Origin of the sequence: Anoxybacillus sp. FSL W8-0382 (assembly GCF_038003845.1) — a bacterium.
Classification (GTDB): Bacteria; Bacillota; Bacilli; order Bacillales; family Anoxybacillaceae; genus Anoxybacillus; species Anoxybacillus flavithermus_G.
Window position 1 is genome coordinate 1,336,884 of sequence record NZ_JBBOPX010000001.1, and the last position, 18,109, is coordinate 1,354,992.

At 40.8% G+C, this 18,109-nt stretch carries 20 protein-coding genes and 1 pseudogene; 19 read left to right on the top strand and 2 right to left on the bottom strand.

The features are described 5' to 3' along the window. The first annotated feature begins 305 nt into the window (after positions 1 to 305). The 7 genes from NSS60_RS07065 to NSS60_RS07095 all read left to right on the top strand — a co-directional run bounded on the left by NSS60_RS07065 (position 306) and on the right by NSS60_RS07095 (position 6,650). Entirely contained in the window at positions 306 to 1,217 is a 912-nt protein-coding gene (locus NSS60_RS07065; protein ID WP_004890167.1) for a metal ABC transporter solute-binding protein, Zn/Mn family, read from the top strand. After that, positions 1,214 to 1,954, top strand: a complete 741-nt coding sequence (locus tag NSS60_RS07070) for a metal ABC transporter ATP-binding protein (RefSeq protein WP_004890169.1) — start codon at positions 1,214 to 1,216, stop codon at positions 1,952 to 1,954. The genes NSS60_RS07065 and NSS60_RS07070 overlap by 4 nt, the downstream gene beginning before the upstream one ends. A gap of 5 nt (positions 1,955 to 1,959) precedes the next feature. Next, entirely contained in the window at positions 1,960 to 2,859 is a 900-nt protein-coding gene (locus NSS60_RS07075; protein ID WP_004890171.1) for a metal ABC transporter permease, read from the top strand. Then, a complete protein-coding gene (locus tag NSS60_RS07080; protein ID WP_004890174.1) occupies positions 2,856 to 3,725 on the top strand; it encodes a metal ABC transporter permease in 870 nt (289 codons plus the stop codon). Before NSS60_RS07075 ends, NSS60_RS07080 begins: the two co-directional genes overlap by 4 nt. Positions 3,726 to 3,989: 264 nt before the next feature. After that, on the top strand, positions 3,990 to 5,231 hold the full coding sequence (locus NSS60_RS07085) for an MDR family MFS transporter (RefSeq protein ID WP_004890176.1): 1,242 nt from the start codon (positions 3,990 to 3,992) through the stop codon (positions 5,229 to 5,231). 206 nt (positions 5,232 to 5,437) lie between these two features. Next, on the top strand, positions 5,438 to 6,067 hold the full coding sequence (locus tag NSS60_RS07090) for a PEGA domain-containing protein (RefSeq protein ID WP_004890179.1): 630 nt from the start codon (positions 5,438 to 5,440) through the stop codon (positions 6,065 to 6,067). A gap of 136 nt (positions 6,068 to 6,203) precedes the next feature. Then, a complete protein-coding gene (locus NSS60_RS07095; protein WP_340720761.1) occupies positions 6,204 to 6,650 on the top strand; it encodes a 5-bromo-4-chloroindolyl phosphate hydrolysis family protein in 447 nt (148 codons plus the stop codon). Between the two features lie 33 nt (positions 6,651 to 6,683). Here the strand turns inward: NSS60_RS07095 and NSS60_RS07100 are convergent, their stop codons facing one another. Next, positions 6,684 to 7,865: an IS701 family transposase gene (locus tag NSS60_RS07100; RefSeq protein ID WP_088223288.1), complete on the bottom strand. Its 1,182-nt coding sequence runs from the start codon at positions 7,863 to 7,865 to the stop codon at positions 6,684 to 6,686. Between the two features lie 91 nt (positions 7,866 to 7,956). Between NSS60_RS07100 and NSS60_RS07105 the strand changes: the two genes are divergently transcribed. From NSS60_RS07105 to NSS60_RS07130, 6 genes and pseudogenes are all read left to right on the top strand, one after another. Further along, a complete protein-coding gene (locus NSS60_RS07105; RefSeq protein ID WP_340720762.1) occupies positions 7,957 to 8,232 on the top strand; it encodes a 5-bromo-4-chloroindolyl phosphate hydrolysis family protein in 276 nt (91 codons plus the stop codon). Then, positions 8,216 to 9,367 (top strand): toxic anion resistance protein, encoded by a 1,152-nt coding sequence (locus NSS60_RS07110; protein ID WP_004890184.1) that lies wholly within the window; start codon positions 8,216 to 8,218, stop codon positions 9,365 to 9,367. Before NSS60_RS07105 ends, NSS60_RS07110 begins: the two co-directional genes overlap by 17 nt. A gap of 66 nt (positions 9,368 to 9,433) precedes the next feature. Next, the gene (locus NSS60_RS07115) at positions 9,434 to 9,787 is read left to right on the top strand and encodes a sulfurtransferase (protein ID WP_340720763.1); all 354 of its coding nucleotides are present in this window, start codon (positions 9,434 to 9,436) and stop codon (positions 9,785 to 9,787) included. A 72-nt stretch (positions 9,788 to 9,859) separates the two neighbouring features. Continuing rightward, positions 9,860 to 11,500 (top strand): CoA-disulfide reductase, encoded by a 1,641-nt coding sequence (gene cdr, locus NSS60_RS07120; RefSeq protein ID WP_004890189.1) that lies wholly within the window; start codon positions 9,860 to 9,862, stop codon positions 11,498 to 11,500. Positions 11,501 to 11,511: 11 nt separating this feature from the next. Continuing rightward, positions 11,512 to 11,808: a rhodanese-like domain-containing protein gene (locus NSS60_RS07125; RefSeq protein WP_004890191.1), complete on the top strand. Its 297-nt coding sequence runs from the start codon at positions 11,512 to 11,514 to the stop codon at positions 11,806 to 11,808. Between the two features lie 101 nt (positions 11,809 to 11,909). Continuing rightward, positions 11,910 to 12,443: pseudogene (locus NSS60_RS07130) on the top strand (MFS transporter); the annotation flags it as partial. 62 nt (positions 12,444 to 12,505) lie between these two features. Here the strand turns inward: NSS60_RS07130 and NSS60_RS07135 are convergent. Continuing rightward, entirely contained in the window at positions 12,506 to 13,687 is a 1,182-nt protein-coding gene (locus NSS60_RS07135) for an IS701 family transposase (protein WP_088223189.1), read from the bottom strand. A 296-nt stretch (positions 13,688 to 13,983) separates the two neighbouring features. On the opposite strand from NSS60_RS07135, the gene NSS60_RS07140 reads away from it, so the two are divergent. The 6 genes from NSS60_RS07140 (at position 13,984) to NSS60_RS07165 (ending at position 18,109) form a co-directional block, all read left to right on the top strand. Next, complete coding sequence (locus NSS60_RS07140) at positions 13,984 to 14,505, top strand: MFS transporter (RefSeq protein ID WP_340720764.1); 522 nt, start codon at positions 13,984 to 13,986, stop codon at positions 14,503 to 14,505. An 89-nt stretch (positions 14,506 to 14,594) separates the two neighbouring features. Beyond that, a complete protein-coding gene (locus NSS60_RS07145; protein ID WP_004890195.1) occupies positions 14,595 to 15,494 on the top strand; it encodes a DMT family transporter in 900 nt (299 codons plus the stop codon). Positions 15,495 to 15,658: 164 nt separating this feature from the next. After that, positions 15,659 to 16,780: an o-succinylbenzoate synthase gene (menC, locus tag NSS60_RS07150; protein WP_004890197.1), complete on the top strand. Its 1,122-nt coding sequence runs from the start codon at positions 15,659 to 15,661 to the stop codon at positions 16,778 to 16,780. A gap of 4 nt (positions 16,781 to 16,784) precedes the next feature. Beyond that, the gene (locus tag NSS60_RS07155) at positions 16,785 to 17,297 is read left to right on the top strand and encodes a hypothetical protein (protein ID WP_004890201.1); all 513 of its coding nucleotides are present in this window, start codon (positions 16,785 to 16,787) and stop codon (positions 17,295 to 17,297) included. A gap of 79 nt (positions 17,298 to 17,376) precedes the next feature. Then, entirely contained in the window at positions 17,377 to 17,622 is a 246-nt protein-coding gene (locus tag NSS60_RS07160; RefSeq protein ID WP_004890203.1) for a DUF1450 domain-containing protein, read from the top strand. A gap of 52 nt (positions 17,623 to 17,674) precedes the next feature. Next, a complete protein-coding gene (locus tag NSS60_RS07165) occupies positions 17,675 to 18,109 on the top strand; it encodes a DnaA N-terminal domain-containing protein (RefSeq protein ID WP_004890207.1) in 435 nt (144 codons plus the stop codon).

An 18,109-nucleotide genomic window follows, 5' to 3' on the forward strand; every position in this document is an offset into this window, starting at 1 on the left:
ACCTCTAAAAAACAGTTGTTTTTTTTGTGTCGGACAATCGATATTATAGCATGAGATGAATGAAAACTTCTTTTTTTGAAAATTAAAATATTGACAGGGAGAAAAGAAAAGAATAAGATAAAATTAAATTTGGTTTAAAGAAACTTTTTTAACCTTAATCATCATTGTTTGCTTGTTCCACATGTCACACGTTTTTTGTTCATGCATATAATGGGCATATAATGGGCGGCAAACAAATTTTTTTGGCTTTATGTTGCATTGAGGAAACTTTTATATCCTTATACAACTTTTGAAGGAGGATGTATATGAAAAAATGGTTGGTTGTATGGACCGTTTTATTATTGTTGTTCGGTTGTGAAACGAAAGCACCTAAAAAAGACGTTATTTACGTTGTCGCTACAACGGGGCAAATTGCAGATTTAGTTGAACATGTCGGGGGAGAGTATGTTCATGTGGAAGCGTTGATGGGGCCAGGGGTAGATCCGCATTTGTATAAAGCGACACAAGGTGACATTCAGAAGTTAAGTCAAGCAGACATCATCTTTTATAACGGGCTTCATTTAGAAGGAAAACTCGGAGAAATATTCACAAAAATGTCAAAAACGAAAAAAGTCGTCGCAGTAAGTGAAACGATTCCGAAAGAGAAGTTAATTGAAATAGACGGAGTGTATGATCCGCACATATGGTTTGATCTTGATTTGTGGAGATATGCAACGCAAAAGGTAAGAGACGAATTAAGTGCAGTGGATCCGAAACATAAACAAATATATCAAAAACGAGCAGAAGCATATGAATCTCAACTCATGCAGTTAAAAGAGGAAGCCAAAAAAGAGATGAACGCCATTCCAAAAAAACAGCGTGTTTTAATTACAGCCCATGATGCTTTTCATTATTTCGGTCGTGCGTATGATATCGAAGTAGTTGGCCTACAAGGGTTAAGTACAGATGCAGAATACGGATTGAAAGATATTCAAGAACTTGTTGATATGATTGTTGACCGAAATATTCAAGCTGTATTTGTGGAAAGCAGTGTATCGAAAAAGGCAATTGAAGCGGTTGTTGAAGGAGCAAAACAGCGTGGCCATCACGTTTCGATTGGTGGAGAACTATTTTCAGATGCGCTCGGAAAAAAGGGGACTGAAGAAGGGACGTTCATTGGTATGTATCGTTACAATGTTAAAACGATTGCACAAGCATTGAAGGGGGAAGGACGATGAATCCGCTAGTTGTTGACCAAATGACAGTTGCGTATGATCGGCAACTTGTATTAGAAGACGTATCATTTTCTGTTCCAGAAGGAAAGTTAGTAGGGATTATCGGTCCAAACGGAGCAGGAAAATCAACATTAATGAAGGCGATGTTAAATTTTATTCCGCGTATGCACGGGAATGTTTTCGTATATGGTCAACCGTATGAGAAGCAAAGACATCTTGTCGGATACGTTCCGCAACGAAATTCTGTTGATTGGGATTTTCCAACGAATGCGCTTGATGTTGTATTGATGGGGAGATATGGTCATATCGGACTATGGAAACGACCACGAAAAGAAGACGTAGAGATTGCAATGCAATGTTTAGATAAAGTCGGCATGTTGTCTTATGCGAAACGGCAAATTAGCCAACTATCTGGTGGACAGCAGCAGCGTGTGTTTTTAGCGCGTGCACTCGCACAAGATGCTTCTATTTATCTTATGGATGAACCGTTTGTTGGAGTGGATGCCGCAACAGAAAAAGCGATTATTCAACTGTTAAATGAACTAAAAACGCGTGGAAAAACGGTATTGGTTGTCCATCATGATTTGCAAACGGTGCGAGATTATTTCGATTATGTTTTATTGTTAAATAAATGTGTCATAGCGTTTGGTGAAACAGAACGCACATTCACGTATGATCATATTCAAAACACGTATGGTGGAAAAGTGACTTTTCTCTCTACCACACATATTGTGGGGTGAACGAAATGGATGTTAATGTTCAATGGGTATTTACAAGCATGGCTTTGCTCGGATTGGCGAGTGGGATGATTGGCACGTTTGCCTTGCTGAAGAAACAAAGTTTAATAGGGGATGCAATGGCACATGCCGCGTTACCAGGCATTTGTATCGCTTTTCTCTTCTATGGACAAAAATCGCTTCTCGTTTTTTTAATTGGTGCTGCTTGTTCAGGTTATATGGCAACAGTATTTATTCAGTTTATTGTAAAACATACGCGCATTAAAGAAGATGCTGCCATTGGCATCGTATTGTCTGTATTTTTTGGTTTAGGCATTGTGCTATTAACATGGATTAATCAACATGAAGGTGGAAATCAGAGCGGGATCAATGACTTTTTGTTCGGAAAAGCAGCATCGTTAACTGGAAATGATGTGAACGTTTTAACCATAACGGCTGTACTAATGGTTATAACGATCCTCTTTTTTTTCAAAGAGTTCAAAATCATTACATTTGATCGAGCATTTGCGCAAGGAGTCGGTATACCTGTGTCGTTGTTGAATGGTGTGCTTATGTTTTTAATCGTTTCGGTTGTTGTGATTGGTTTACAGGCTGTGGGCGTTGTGTTAATGTCTGCGCTACTCATTACGCCGGCGTTAGCTGCAAGATATTGGACTGAAAGACTCGGATGGATGACATTGTTAGCCGGCGTATTTGGTGCTTTATCTGGAGTTGCTGGGGCATATGTGAGTTTGATTGCTTATGTGCCTACCGGTCCACTCGTTATTATTTTTGCGACGGCTCTGTTTCTCTTCTCGTTTTTATTCGCCCCGAAACGTGGTTTATGTAGCAAAATCATTCGTCGGCATGTAGAAAGAAAAAAATTGCGCGTGAAACAACTAATGTATGAGCGAGGGGAGCAGTTATGAGTTATACGATTTGGATTTTGCTTACTGCAACTCTTGTCGGGATTAACTGTGGATTAGTCGGTACATTTCTCGTATTACGGAAAATGTCGATGCTCTCTGATGCGATCAGTCATAGCGTATTGCTAGGAATTGTGGGGGCGTATATGGTAAGCCATCAACTGCAAGGGGTGTCTATGCTCATCGGCGCTTTGCTTGTCGGATTGCTAACAACATTTCTCGTCCAATTGTTGCATCAAAAGGGGGTGCAAAGTGACGCAGCCATCGGGGTTGTGTTTACATGCTTGTTTGCGATCGGGGTTGTCCTCATTTCCTTATTCGCAGATCGTGTTCATTTAGATGTCGAACATGCGCTGATGGGTGAAATTGCATTTGTGCCGTGGGATGTGCTGGAAGTTGGCGGACGAAGTATTGGACCGAAAGCCGTTTGGTTGCTTGGATTTGTTTTAGCGATCAATATATTCGTTATTGTTTTTGCTTACAAAGAATTAAAAATTAGCTCATTTGATAGTGAAATGGCAATTACGCTTGGAATTCCGGTCGTGCTGATTCACTACGTATTAATGGGGATGTTGTCGTTAACGACTGTTGCCTCATTTGATAGTGTTGGTGCCATTTTAGTTGTAGCGATGCTTATTGTACCAAGTGCAACGGCTTACTTGTGGACGGATCGACTTAGCACGATGCTTATATGTAGTGCTTTTATCGGTGTATTGGCATCGGTGATCGGCTACGTGGGAGCGACAGCATTCAACGTCTCTATTTCTGGAGCAATTTCTGTATCAACCGGTGTCATCTTCTTTGTTTCATTATGGATCGCTCCAAAACATGGGGTATTGCGGAAATGGATGAAAAAATCTCCTGCCTAGGCAGGAGATTTAATCTTTTATGGCAGAAAGAAATGCATCAACAACGCCTACATCATTTGTGATTAAAAAAGCAGGAAGTAACGTTATAATTGTCACAACTGTCGCATATGAGACGATAATATTTTTTCATTATTTTCATTGTGTTCACTTCCTTCTGATTTTATTTTCTTAATTTTTTGTATTTTTGTCAATATTTTTTTACAAGAGAAATTTTTGTACGAAAATGGTATAATAAAAAAATAGTTGTTTTTAAGGGGGGATACGATGCGAATACGAGATTGGGATCGAAACTTACGTATTCGTTTAATTGGGGAATCACTCGTTGGAGTTACTTTTTGGATGATATTTCCTTTTATCGCTATTTATTTTTCTGGCATATTCGGTCGAGAAAAAACAGGTGTATTGCTTGTTATTTCGCAATTATTTTCGGTAATTGCTAATTTACTTGGAGGGTATTTTGCTGATCGCTTTGGAAGAAAAAAAATGATGGTGCTCGCTGCGTGTGGGCAGGCAGTTGCTTTTTTCTTATTTGCATTAGTCAATTCTCCACTATTCTCATCACCTGTGATGAGTTTTATTTGTTTTGCCCTCGTAGGCGTATGCGGTTCACTTTATTGGCCTGCTAGTCAAGCGATGGTTGCCGATGTCGTGGCAGAAAAGGATCAAAGTAGTGTATTTGCTGTATTTTACACGATGAATAATGTAATGGTCGTTATTGGTCCGCTACTTGGAGGAATTTTTTATCCACAACATTTTTTTTACTTACTGCTCGTTGCCGGAATATTTTGTGCAATTGTTGCTACCGTTTTGTTCATTTACTTAGAGGAAACGGCACCGTTGTGGGCGAAAACGACAGGAACATGGTACACCTTTTTTGTTGAGCAATTAAAAAATTATCGTCTTATTGCGAAAGACCGCACGTTTCTTTTGTTTATCATTGCTGGTGTCCTCGTTGCCCAAACGTTTATGCAACTTGATATTTTAATCCCTGTGTATGTGAAAGACGTTGTTTCAGAGCAAACGTTAATTTCTACCGATCATTGGTCACTTTCGTTGAGCGGAGAAAAAGCATTTAGTGTACTTATTGCTGAAAATGGATTGCTTGTTGCTTTATTTACGGTGGCGGTAACGAAATGGATGGGAAACTACAAAAAAAAGTCGGTATTTGTATGGTCCTCTCTTTTGTATGGACTCGCTATTTTCTTTTTCGGTCAAACGACATCCCTTTGGATCATGGTCATTTTAATCGGTATATTTACACTTGCGGAACTTATGACGGTTGGTTTACAACAAACATTTGTCGCTAGATTAGCCCCTGATCATATGCGTGGACAATATTTTGCTGCAGCGAGCCTACGTTTTACGCTTGGGCGCATGATGGCTCCACTCGCTTTGACGCTTCCTTTTGCGTATCATTGGACGTTTTTTATTTTAATGTTACTTGCCGTATGTAGCGCATGGTTGTATGCTGTTATGTTTCAAATGATGGGAGGAAAGCGTGCATGATTATTCTCATTCGGCATGGAAAGCCTGTTTGTAAAATGGTACACAAGCAAGAAAAAGTAGGCATATTGGGAAGTTGTGACGTTATCGTTGACAAGGCGCACACCGTGATGTACATATATGGTGTGTAGCCCCTTCTCTTTCTCATATTTTCCCTTTTCTTCTCATACATATGATGATGTAAATATGAGAAAAGAGGGGAAATACGTGTGAATGAAAAAGGGGGATTACAAAAAGAAGCGATGACACGAAGCGAACGACGAAAACGAAAACAACGATTTGTTTTTGTATGTTTATTATTCGTTGTAAGCGCGTGTGTCGTCGGTGCATGGGGAGTGGCGAAACAAGAGACGAGTGAACAGAAAGTAATTGAGCAATTCATCACCGCGTTACGTCAAGAAGATATGAATACGTTGAAACAGTTCATTGATGCTCCATTAGAAGAAAAGGCGTCACTTTTACCACTTTTTGCGTATTTACGTAAACATCCAGAGGGTTATGACCAAATAAGGAAAGAGTTAGCGCAACAAAAAGATGATCGAGTTTACATAAAAGGATTAACGTCAACTCCGCCGATTTTTTTAATGAAATTGTCGCAAGGAACGTACAAATTTGAACCGACGCTGTATCATGTATATGTGCAAACGAACGAGCAAGGGGCTCGTATTTTGATTAACGACACATACGTCGGTGAAACGAATGCATCGTTAGTGAAAGTAGGAGAGTATGTTCCAGGCCTATATGAAGTGAAAATGGTGACAGATGAACGAGAACAAACGAAGCAAATATCGCTCTTTGGAGGAGAGCGGATTCGTATCGTTCGTTTCGATTCGAACTAAAAGATGCAACGACATGTTGCGTCTTTTTTTGTCAAAGTCGAAACATATCTTCTCGTTCGTACGTAATATAGTCATCATTTTCATTTCATAAAAAATCATAGTAAAATAAAGGAACATAGACGATGGGAGGACAACAATGAAACGGTTCATTCGAACAATATGGCGATGGTTTGTATCATGGAATATCGGTTTATTTAGTGCTCTGATCTCGCTGCTTGCATTTCGTTTGCCTTTTTTCATTTCATTTTTGATTGGTGTAAGTGTAGGAGTGATTTATTCCGTTTACATGAAGAAAAAAGAAAAGAAGGATCGATTGCATGATTTTAAAGACGAGCGATTGAAAGATGCGAAAAAAAAGGTTCGGAAAATCGGACAAAGTTTATGGCGAATTCGTTCGATTTCGATGTTTTCTAAGCTTTCTCGTTTATACTCCATCTGTCAAAAAATAATTGAAATTGTCGAAAAGCAACCAGATCGTCTCGCTGTCGCGCAACCGTTTTTTAACACAACATTGGACTCCATTGTTACCATTATTGATAAATATATTTATTTAACTGTAGTTGAGCAATTTTCGTTACAATAATTACCATTTAAAAAGAGACAAACAGGGTACCCCTTATGCCACGTGGAGCTGTTTTTTCACGGTATCAATGGGAATATTTTGTTTCGCTGCACGGTAAATGAACTCCACGAGGCTATGTCCTTTTCTCTTGCGCAGGAGATCGAGCCCATCCGAAAAATCACTGTTCGACTCGAACATGCTGTACATATACGCAAGTTGCACCAAGATCCAATACCGTTTCACCGCCCGACGCCCGCGAACGCGGTATCCATCGAGTTTCAGCTGGTCTTTCGCTTGACGGAAAAAACATTCGATCGACCAACGTGCAGCATAGTAGCGCAAGATCTCTTCATCGCTTAGCTCGCGATCGGTGCTCAAGACGCAATGAAGATGTTTCGGCGTCATCGGCTGATCGGCTTTCCATGCGAGCAGCACCACGGCATCCTTGAGACCGTTCAGAGCGCCTTCGTAGCGATACACCCGATAACGCTCTTTTCCCACCGTGACGAGGCGGGTATCCCGTGGCTCCATAGATTTGGCAAATTCCTTTGCTTGAATGGCCGTCCCTTTTGGATAGAGAATCCGATTCGTCTTCAGCATCGCGATGACGTGGAACCCTTTTTTCAAGCAGGCTCCCACGAGGGTTTTCGATGGATACCAAGAGTCCATGAGCACATAAACGGGGCGACTCACATCCAACGAAGAAAGCATCTCGATCGCGAGTTCCCCTTTGCTTTTCCCCGCCGTCTTGTCGTAGAGGCGAAAGGCAAAAGGAAACGCTTGAGTCATCGTATGAACCATGAGCCAAACGAGAGAATGTCCCCAAATCGATTTTTTCTCTGCGTGACAATAGTGCCAATCACACCCTTGAATGGCGTGTGTTGCCCGTGACGAGGGCTTCGTTTTTTGGCAAATCGTATCATCGATCGAAACAAAAATGGGTTGATTCTCTCGTTTCGAGCTGCGTTCGACACGATGAAGCACCCACTGCTGGAGTTTGCGAAGCAGCGTCTCTTCCTCCCATGGGCTTTTCGTGAAAAAATGGCTCAGTGTCGTGCGATGGTTCGGATGAAAACTCCCGTGATGTAGATCGGTCAGTGTTCCCGAAAAGCCCTTTGTAATCATCGCATCCACGATATGAACGAGATGCTTCATCACAGGTTTCGAGAAATAAAGCGCCAACCCTAACGTTATGAAAAACTTGTGGATTCCTTGATGATGTGCTAATCTATTCATGAGACATGAACCTCCTTGTGGATAGTTGTGGCACATCTATTTTAACCAAGGAATCGGGTTCATGTCTCCTTTTTTGTTTGGTTGTAAATTTATGTTAGCGAATTTGCTCATCTACAGTTATTTAACAAAACAACCCGTAAAAAGTGAGGAGATTCGACAGGCGATGAGGGAAGCAGAGGGAGCACTTGATCTGGCGCTAATGAAAGCGGAAAATGAACTGTTGGACATGCTTGAAGAAGATTTGTTTGATTTAAAGACGGAAGTAAAGCTTGTGAAACATACGATTGCATCAGACGATCCCTTTTCTTTACCAACAAAACATACAATAACAGTGACGGAGGAGAAAAAGCATGAGCAAAAACGATGAAATGCTTTGGACAAGTTCGATCGATTCGTTGCTTGCCAGTCCATTTGGCGAAGTGACAGAAGCAAGCGTCAATCCATCATCTCCGCGTCTCATTGATCAATTAAAAGAAGAGCATCGACAGAAGGCGTTAGCACTTGCTGAGCAAATTGATCCGCGCAATCATCAAGCTATTTTACAATATGGAGTAGCAGCGCAAGCGGAGTTGTCACGCTTTTCCCATTCGATTTTAAATCATGTGCAAAAGAAAGATGTTGGACCTGTTGGGGAAGTCATTCATGAACTTATGATTAAAATGAGAGAAGTTAATGTAGAAGAATTGACAATGACTAAAAAAAGCTTCTTAGCTCGCATGCTTCAATCTGTTACACAGTCCGTTCAACATATTTTATCTAAATATCAAAAACTTGGTGTGGAGATTGATCGCATCGCGGATCAACTTGAGAAACATCGTCAAATGTTATTTCGTGACATTATGATGTTAGAAACATTATATGAAAAAAATAAAGAATACTTTGATGCCTTAAACATTTACATCGCTGCAGCGGAGTTGAAATTAGAGCAACTGCGAACAAAAACGATTCCAGAGCTAGAGAAAAAGGCATTACAGTCACAAAATCAAATGGACGTGCAAGAAGTCAATGATATGATTCAATTTGCTGATCGACTTGAAAAACGGATTCATGATTTAAAATTAAGTCGACAAATTACAATTCAAACGGCACCGCAAATTCGGCTCATTCAACATGTCAATCAAACGTTAGTTGAACGTATTCAATCGTCCATTTTAACAGCCATTCCACTCTGGAAAAATCAACTTGTTATCGCACTAACGCTCTTCCGCCAAAAGAAAGCGGTAGAGGCACAAAAAGCGGTAACAAAAACGACGAATGAGCTGTTGCTGCGTAACTCGGAAATGTTAAAAATGAATACGATTGAAGCAGCCAAAGAGAATGAAGAAGGGCTTGTTAGCATCGATACGTTAAAAAAGACGCAAGAAAATTTATTAGAAACACTTGAAGAAACATTGAAAATTCAACAAGAAGGGCGCATGAAGCGTCAGCAAGTGGAACGAGAGCTTGTTGAAATGGAAGAACAATTAAAACAGAGGTTGCTTACACTAAAAAGGGCTGAATAAAATCAGCTCTTTTTTATTGATTTTATATACCTGTTAGGGTATGATGTAAAAGGGAGGTAAGACAACATGACTTATATAGTAATCGGTGTGCTCGTGCTATATGCTTTATATTATCGCTATGTACCTGTTCGTGGTGTCAAAGAGTTGACGTCTTTATCATCATATGAACAAGTGACGTTGCTTGATGTACGTGACTACAACGAGGCAGACGAAATGAATGGGGCTCTCCGCGTTCCCGTTGCATACTTAAAACGTTATTATCAAACCATTCCGAACCGTCAAGTGATTGTCATTGCAAAAAGCAATCTAGCGAAAAATGTCGCGATCCGTTTACTTAGACGTTATCATTTCTCAATAGAAGGATATTATATAAAAGGGCACGAGCATGTAAAAGAGTTAAATATGGTAAAATGTCACTAACTGTTCAAACTTTATGAAGCAATTGTTTGTTATAATACGGTTACACGTACTTGTATACAGAGGGGATGTACAATGAGAAAAATCGTCATTGTTGGTGGTGTGGCTGGAGGTGCTTCCGCTGCGGCACGTTTGCGTCGGTTAAGCGAAAAAGATGAAATCATTATGTTTGAACGCGGTGAATATATTTCATTCGCAAACTGCGGGCTCCCTTATTACATTGGGGATGTCATTCAAGAACGAAGCAAGTTGCTTGTTCAAACGGTTGATGGCATGTCAAAACGGTTTCGTATTGATGTGCGTAACTTAAGTGAAGTGACGAGTATTAATCGTGAGCGAAAAACGGTAACGGTAAAACATTTACGAACAGATGAACAATATGAACAACCGTATGATGTTCTTATTTTATCGCCAGGGGCAAAACCAATCGTCCCACCAATTCCAGGTATAGACGAAGCAAAAGCGCTTTTTACGTTGCGCAATGTGCCTGATACGGATCGTATTCGCTCGTTCGTTGATAATGAAAAACCGAAACGAGCTGTCGTTATCGGTGGTGGCTTTATCGGTGTAGAAATGGCTGAGAACTTAACAGAACGCGGTGTGCATGTGACGCTTGTAGAAATGGCGAATCAAGTGATGGCACCGATCGATTACGAGATGGCAGCGATTGTGCATACACATATGAAAGAGCACGGCGTTGACTTGATTTTAGAAGATGGCGTACAGGCGTTTGAAAACGAAGGACGGCGCGTCGTGTTAAAAAGTGGACGCACGATCGAAACAGATATGATTATTTTAGCCATTGGTGTCCAGCCAGAAAACCAATTGGCGAAAGAGGCAGGATTAGAACTTGGTTTTCGTGGTGCCATTAAAGTGAACGAACATTTACAAACGTCTGATCCGAACATTTTTGCGATCGGTGATGCTATTGAAGTGAAAAGCTTCATTCATGGATTTGAAACATTCATTCCGCTCGCATGGCCAGCGAATCGACAAGGGCGGCTTGTTGCTGATTACATTAATGGCCATGATGTGAAGTACAACGGAACACTCGGCACGTCAATCGCTAAAATTTTTCATATGACTGTAGCAGCCACAGGATTGAACGAAAAAATATTAAAACACCACGGCATCGATTATGAAGTTGTTCACGTTCATCCAATGAGCCATGCGAGCTATTATCCAGGCGCAACACAAATGACGTTAAAATTAATTTTTGATCGTCAAAGTCGCATTTATGGAGCGCAAGCAGTCGGACAAGATGGCGTGGACAAACGTATTGACGTTATTGCCACAGCGATAAAAGGTGGATTGACAGTATATGATTTACCAGATTTAGAATTGGCCTATGCTCCACCGTTTTCATCAGCAAAAGATCCAGTCAATATGGCTGGATATGTAGCGTCAAACTTGTTAGATGGTATGGTAGAAACGGTGCAATGGCATGAAATTGATAATATTGTGGCGAACGGTGGATTGCTCATTGACGTTCGCACACCGAAAGAATTAGAAACAAGAGGAGCAATTCCAGGAAGCATCAACATTCCACTTGATGATTTGCGCGACCGCCTCCATGAATTACCGAAAGATCAAACGATTTATGTGACATGTCAAGTCGGTTTGCGCGGATATTTAGCTACTCGTATTTTAAAAGAACATGGCTTTGAAGCCAAAAATTTAGACGGTGGTTATAAATTGTACTCGAGTGTGAAGTAGGAGGAGTAGGTATGTTTGAAAACATTTTACCGACACAAGCGGATAAGCTACGTCATGAAGCAAATGTCGAAGTTCTGGATGTTCGGGAAGTGCATGAAGTGGCGGCAGGAAAAATTCCAAATGCGCGCCATATTCCGCTCGGGCAACTATTTGCTCGTTTAAACGAGCTTGATCGAAATAAAACGTATATCGTTGTTTGTCATTCAGGTGGGCGAAGTGCATTAGCGTGCGAATGGCTATCTGAACGCGGCTTCCATGTAAAAAACATGGTAGGCGGCATAATGAATTGGGAAGGAGACGTGGAATAAGACTGGTGGTATGCCAGTCTTATTTTTTATGCATTGGCATCGTTTTATTGTACAATAAAATACATGTATTGGAAGATAGAAAGGAATGAAGGGGAATACATATGTGGAAAGATAAAAATGTCATTCTTATTTTTATTGGTGAGTTTATTGCTGGGATTGGTTTATGGCTTGGGATTATCGGAAACTTAGAATTCATGCAAAAGCATGTCCCATCTGACTTTGTAAAGTCGCTTATTTTATTTTCGGGATTGCTTGCTAGTGTGATTGTTAGTCCAATCGCGGGGAAGTGGATTGATACATATGCAAAAAAACGTATTCTTTTATACGCCGGAATCGGTCGTGTATGTAGCGTTATTTTTATGCTGTTTGCATTAAAATATGAATCTATTTTTCTCATGATATGTTTTATGATCTCCATTCAAGTCGCAGCTGCTTTCTATTTCCCGACGTTGCAAGCAATCATCCCACTTGTTGTGCGGGATGAGAAACAACTCATGACGATCAATGGGATGCATATGAATATTTCAGCGCTATCACGAATTTCTGGTACCGCCTTTGGTGGTGCTCTCCTTATGATTACAAGTTTGCAAACGTTATATATTGGCGCAATAGTCGCATACAGTTTATTATTTTTACTGTAGTTGAGCAATTTTCGTTACAATAATTACCATTTAAAAAGAGACAAACAGGGTACCCCTTATGCCACGTGGAGCTGTTTTTTCACGGTATCAATGGGAATATTTTGTTTTGCTGCACGATAAATGAACTCCACGAGGCTATGTCCTTTTCTCTTGCGCAGGAGATCGAGCCCATCCGAAAAATCACTGTTAGACTCGAACATGCTGTACACATACGCAAGTTGCACCAAGATCCAATACCGTTTCACCGCCCGACGCCCGCGAACGCGGTATCCATCGAGTTTCAGCTGGTCTTTCGCTTGACGGAAAAAACATTCGATCGACCAACGTGCAGCATAGTAGCGCAAGATCTCTTCATCGCTTAGCTCGCGATCGGTGCTCAAGACGCAATGAAGATGTTTCGGCGTCATCGGCTGATCGGCTTTCCATGCGAGCAGCACCACGGCATCCTTGAGACCGTTCAGAGCGCCTTCGTAGCGATACACCCGATAACGCTCTTTTCCCACCGTGACGAGGCGGGTATCCCGTGGCTCCATAGATTTGGCAAATTCTTTTGCTTGAATGGCCGTCCCTTTTGGATAGAGAATCCGATTCGTCTTCAGCATCGCGATGACGTGGAACCCTTTTTTTAAGCAGGCTCCCACGAGGGTTTTCGATGGATACCAAGAGTCCATGAGCACATAAACGGGTCGACTCACATCCAACGAAGAAAGCATCTCGATCGCGAGTTCCCCTTTGCTTTTCCCCACCGTCTTGTCGTAGAGGCGAAAGGCAAAAGGAAACGCTTGGGTCATCGTATGAACCATGAGCCAAACGAGAGAATGTCCCCAGATCGACTTTTTCTCTGCGTGAGAATAGTGCCAATCACACCCTTGAATGGCGTGTGTTGCCCGTGACGAGGGCTTCGTTTTTTGGCAAATCGTATCATCGATCGAAACAAAAATGGGTTGATTCTCTCGTTTCGAGCTGCGTTCGACACGATGAAGCACCCACTGTTGGAGTTTGCGAAGCAGCGTCTCTTCCTCCCATGGGCTTTTCGTGAAAAAATGGCTCAGTGTCGTGCGATGGTTCGGATGAAAACTCCCATGATGTAGATCGGTCAGCGTTCCCGAAAAGCCCTTTGTAATCATCGCATCCACGATATGAACGAGATGCTTCATGACAGGTTTCGAGAAATAAAGGGCCAACCCCAACATCGTCAAAAACTTGTGGATTCCTTGGTGATGTGCTAATCTATTCATGAGACATGAACCTCCTTGTGAATGGTTTGTTGGCACATCTATTCTAACCAAGGAATCGGGTTCATGTCTTCTTTTTTGTTTGGTTGTAAATTTATGTTAGTAAATTTGCTCATCTACAGTTATTTTTACTTACTTTTTTTATTGATATAAAAGAAGAAAAGAGAGACATAAGCAGTTATACAAAAGAAAAACAACGATTTACAGACATATTCCCGATCATTCGCGGATTGCCTGTTGTTTATACGGCTGTTGTTTTAACGATTGTACCGCAGTTGTTTATTGGGGGATTCAATTTGATGGTTATTAATATTAGTGAATTACAAAATGACCCTTCGATTAAAGGGTGGTTATATACGATTGAAGGCGTTGGTTTTTTATTTGGGGCCTTCCTCATTAAATATATCGCTCGTGAACAAACATACGTAAAATGGATGTATGGATTAACATGTTTTATTGCTTTTACACAATTATCTTTATATTTCGCTCATGTCAAATGGGTTTCGCTCGTTTCATTTGGATTGTTTGGCATATGCGTCGGTTGTTTTTTTCCGATGATCGCGACGATTTTTCAAACGAGCGTTCCGAAATTGTATCACGGTCGCTTTTTTTCATTTAAAAATATGTTTGATCGCGTGACGTTCCAAGTCGTATTGTTAGCTACGGGATTTTTATTAGATACGATCGGACTAGAATATATGGTTGTCTTGTTTGGTGTTTTATCGTTGTTATTAATTGTGTACACGATGTTTCGTAAAAAAGAAGCTGTGTTAAAAGGCGAAAGGGCACAAATTTTTATTAAGGACCACGAAAAAATGTAAATTTATTTTCTAATAAAGAAATATTTGTATTTACAAAATTTTTCGTTTGTTTATAATGGGAACTAACAAATAGTGAAAGGTTGAGGCGCATGTCAGCGCGTACAAAAGGATTATGGATGGTAATCATTGCTGCGACGATGTGGGGGCTTTCTGGCACAGCGGCACAATGGGTGTTCCAACAAAAACATGTAGGGACGGAATGGCTTGTTTGTGTGAGGATGATCGTTTCTGGCTTTTGTTTGTTAGCTTTTGCATCATTCCGTGGCATTCCCTTGTTTCACATTTGGCGCGAGCGAAATAGCCGGTTGTTGCTCATTTTATTTAGTTTCGTTGGCATGCTCGGGGTGCAATATACGTATTTTTTGTCTATTGCATATGGCAATGCTGCGGCTGCAACGTTATTGCAATATTTAGCGCCCATTTACATCGTATTATATTTTTTTATTCGTGAGCGGAAACATCCATCTGTTTCGATTTGGGGTGCTCTTATGCTAGCGATTTGCGGTACATTTTTGTTGTTAACAAATGGAAAAATAGGGGCGCTAAGCATTTCTTTTCCCGCGTTTTTATGGGGGGTTGTGTCGGGAGTGCTTCTTGCGTTTTATACGATTTGTTCAGCGAAACTATTAAAAAAATGGGATTCGCTTATTATTGTCGGATGGGCGATGGTGATCGGCGGAATCGCTATAATGCCGAGCGTTGATTCATTTTTTGCGCCGTTTGCAACATTTGATTTTCAAACGGTTGCTTCGCTTTTATTTATTGTTGTATGCGGGACGTTGCTTGCATTTTTGCTATTTATTGAAAGCATTCGGTATTTATCACCAACGGAATCAAGCATTTTATCAAGTGTAGAGCCTCTGTCGGCTATTGTTGCGTCCGTTTTATTTTTACACGTATCGTTCGGCTTTTTTCAAACGGTTGGAAGCTTACTCATTATTGCGACAGTGATTCTTTTAGGAAAACAAAAAATGGCGTCTCCGTCGTGAAAAAATATATACATGCTAGTCAAAGGAGACGCCAAGCGTCAAGCATTTTAATTTTGGCCGTTTGGATTGATGTTGCTAGCCGAAAACGGAAAACAAGTTAGATAAAAAAGCTGATCGTTTTCTCGGTCAGCTTTTTTCATTTATTGTATAATTGTTTCGGAGGGATGTTTGTGCAAATACATACAGTTATTTTACGATACTTACAAATGGAATTAAAATCACCATTTACAACAAGTTTTGGGACGATGAAAACGCGTCCTGTTTTATTAGTTGAAGTCGTTGATGAAGACGGTGTGTGTGGCTGGGGAGAAGGTGTCGCGTTTTCTGCTCCGTGGTATACAGAAGAAACGATTGAGACGACGTGGCATATGCTCGAAACATTTTTAATTCCGCTTCTTTTTCAAGCACCCGTTTATCATCCTGACGAATTGCGTGACCGATTTTCGATTGTTCGCCGCAATTACATGGCAAAAGCAGCGCTTGAAGGAGCCGTTTGGGATGCGTTTGCGAAACGACATGGGGTGTCGTTAAGCTCTGCGCTCGGCGGTGAAAAAAAAGAAGTGAAAGTCGGCGTCAGCATTGGCATTCAACCGATAACAAATATATTAAAACGGATCGAACAGGCGCTTGCGGAAGGATACCAACGTATAAAAATAAAAATTAAGCCCGAATGGGATGTAAATGTTGTTCGAGAGATTCGTCATCATTTTCCAGACGTTCCGCTCATGGTAGATGCAAACTCCGCTTACTCGCTACGGGATATCGACCGCCTGAAAGCGCTTGATGACTATGAGTTACTGATGATTGAACAACCTCTTGCTGTAGATGATATTGTCGATCATGCAAAACTACAAGCGAAATTAAAAACGCCGATTTGTTTAGATGAAAGCATTTGTTCGTATGAAGATGCGAAAAGGGCGATTGAGTTAAAAAGTTGCCGAGTGATCAATATAAAAATTGGTCGGGTCGGTGGACTGACAGAAGCGAAACGCATTCATGATTTATGTCAACAACATCATATTCCTGTATGGTGTGGTGGTATGTTAGAAGGCGGAGTCGGACGAGCCCATAGCATTGCTTTAGCAACTCTCCCTCATTTTTCTCTCCCGGGGGATACAGCGGCATCAGCAAATTATTGGGAACGGGATTTCATTGATCCGGAAGTAACCGTTGACAATGGACGAATTTTCGTTCGGCAACAGATTGGAATCGGTTACACCGTTAATCTGACAGAAGTCGAGCGGCGTATCGTTCGCTCAAAAATATATAAAAAATCGAGAGGATGAGCATATGTTTGACCCAACGATTTTCGACAATTTAAAAACGGTCATAGAAGGAGCTGTTTATGATTTAGATGTAACAGATGAACTCGTAACAGTTGTTGATCGCTCAGACATCATTGATTTAGCGAAATTTACGCGCGCATATGCGCTTTCTTTTCAATTGCGGCATGCGCGTAAAGTGACGTGCACTATTTCTCTCGCGATGACGCTTCAACATATTGCAAACGAATTGTTATATGAAGAAATCTCGCAGGCCGGATGCACGATGACCGTTTCGTTTTCTTTTTCGGCTACACATGTCGATGGACAAGCTGTAGAACAGATGCTAAAGCACATTTGGGGGGAACAGCGCACAGTTATACAAACGTTAACGTATACATACCCAAAACATGAGCGATATACTCATCAAGTGACGATTGATTTCGAACGCATGATTAACGAAAGTCATGTCGACGATTTATTGCAGATGATTCCGTACATCATTCGTTCGCTTGAGCATTTACAACAATATGCCAAGTAAAAATCATTGAAGGAAGCAAACATTCAAAGTATGATAGAAATGAAAATGATTATAGTTATCATACTTGGAGTGTGACGAAATGAAAAAAGTGCACTTTTGCAAGAAAAATAAGTTTGCAACAAAAACGTTATATATGTTTCTAAAACAAACATTCAAACATGTCAAAATAAAACGAAAAGATTGCGTTGGTAAATGTAAAACATGCAAACATTGCCCGTTTGTCCTAATCGATGGCGAAGTCGTTAAAGCGACAACAACGGATGAATTGTATGATCGCATTTCTTATGAAGTGACAAAACAATGGTGGGCGTTTCGAAAAAAATAAGCAGGAATTTTTTTATTTTTGTTTAATTTCATGTGTGAAAGGGGGGAAAACAATGTGGTCAGAAGTGAAAAACGTTTTATCTCGCATGATGTCCTCACTTGCTTTTGAAACATGGATTGAAGGAACGACAGCGACGATGGAAGACGATAAAGTCATCATTCATTGTACAAACCCACTGCAAAAAAATTGGATACAAGCGTTGTATATGCCTCACATTGAACAAGCGATTGAAAAAGTTTACAGGAAGCGAATGATTATTCAGTTAGAGGCGCCTCATGAGCTGTCTGACGAACAATTTATGCGCATGTGGAACTACATGATCGCCCTCGAAAAACAAACGTGGAACCTCGAAGCGCGTGTAACGAAAGTCGAACGACAAATGGAAGAAATAAAAAAAGAAGTCGCTCAACTACAAGAGCGCACCGATTTTCTTGAACGGTTGCTATCTGCTGAGGAACAACCAGTATCGAAAACGTATATTCACTAA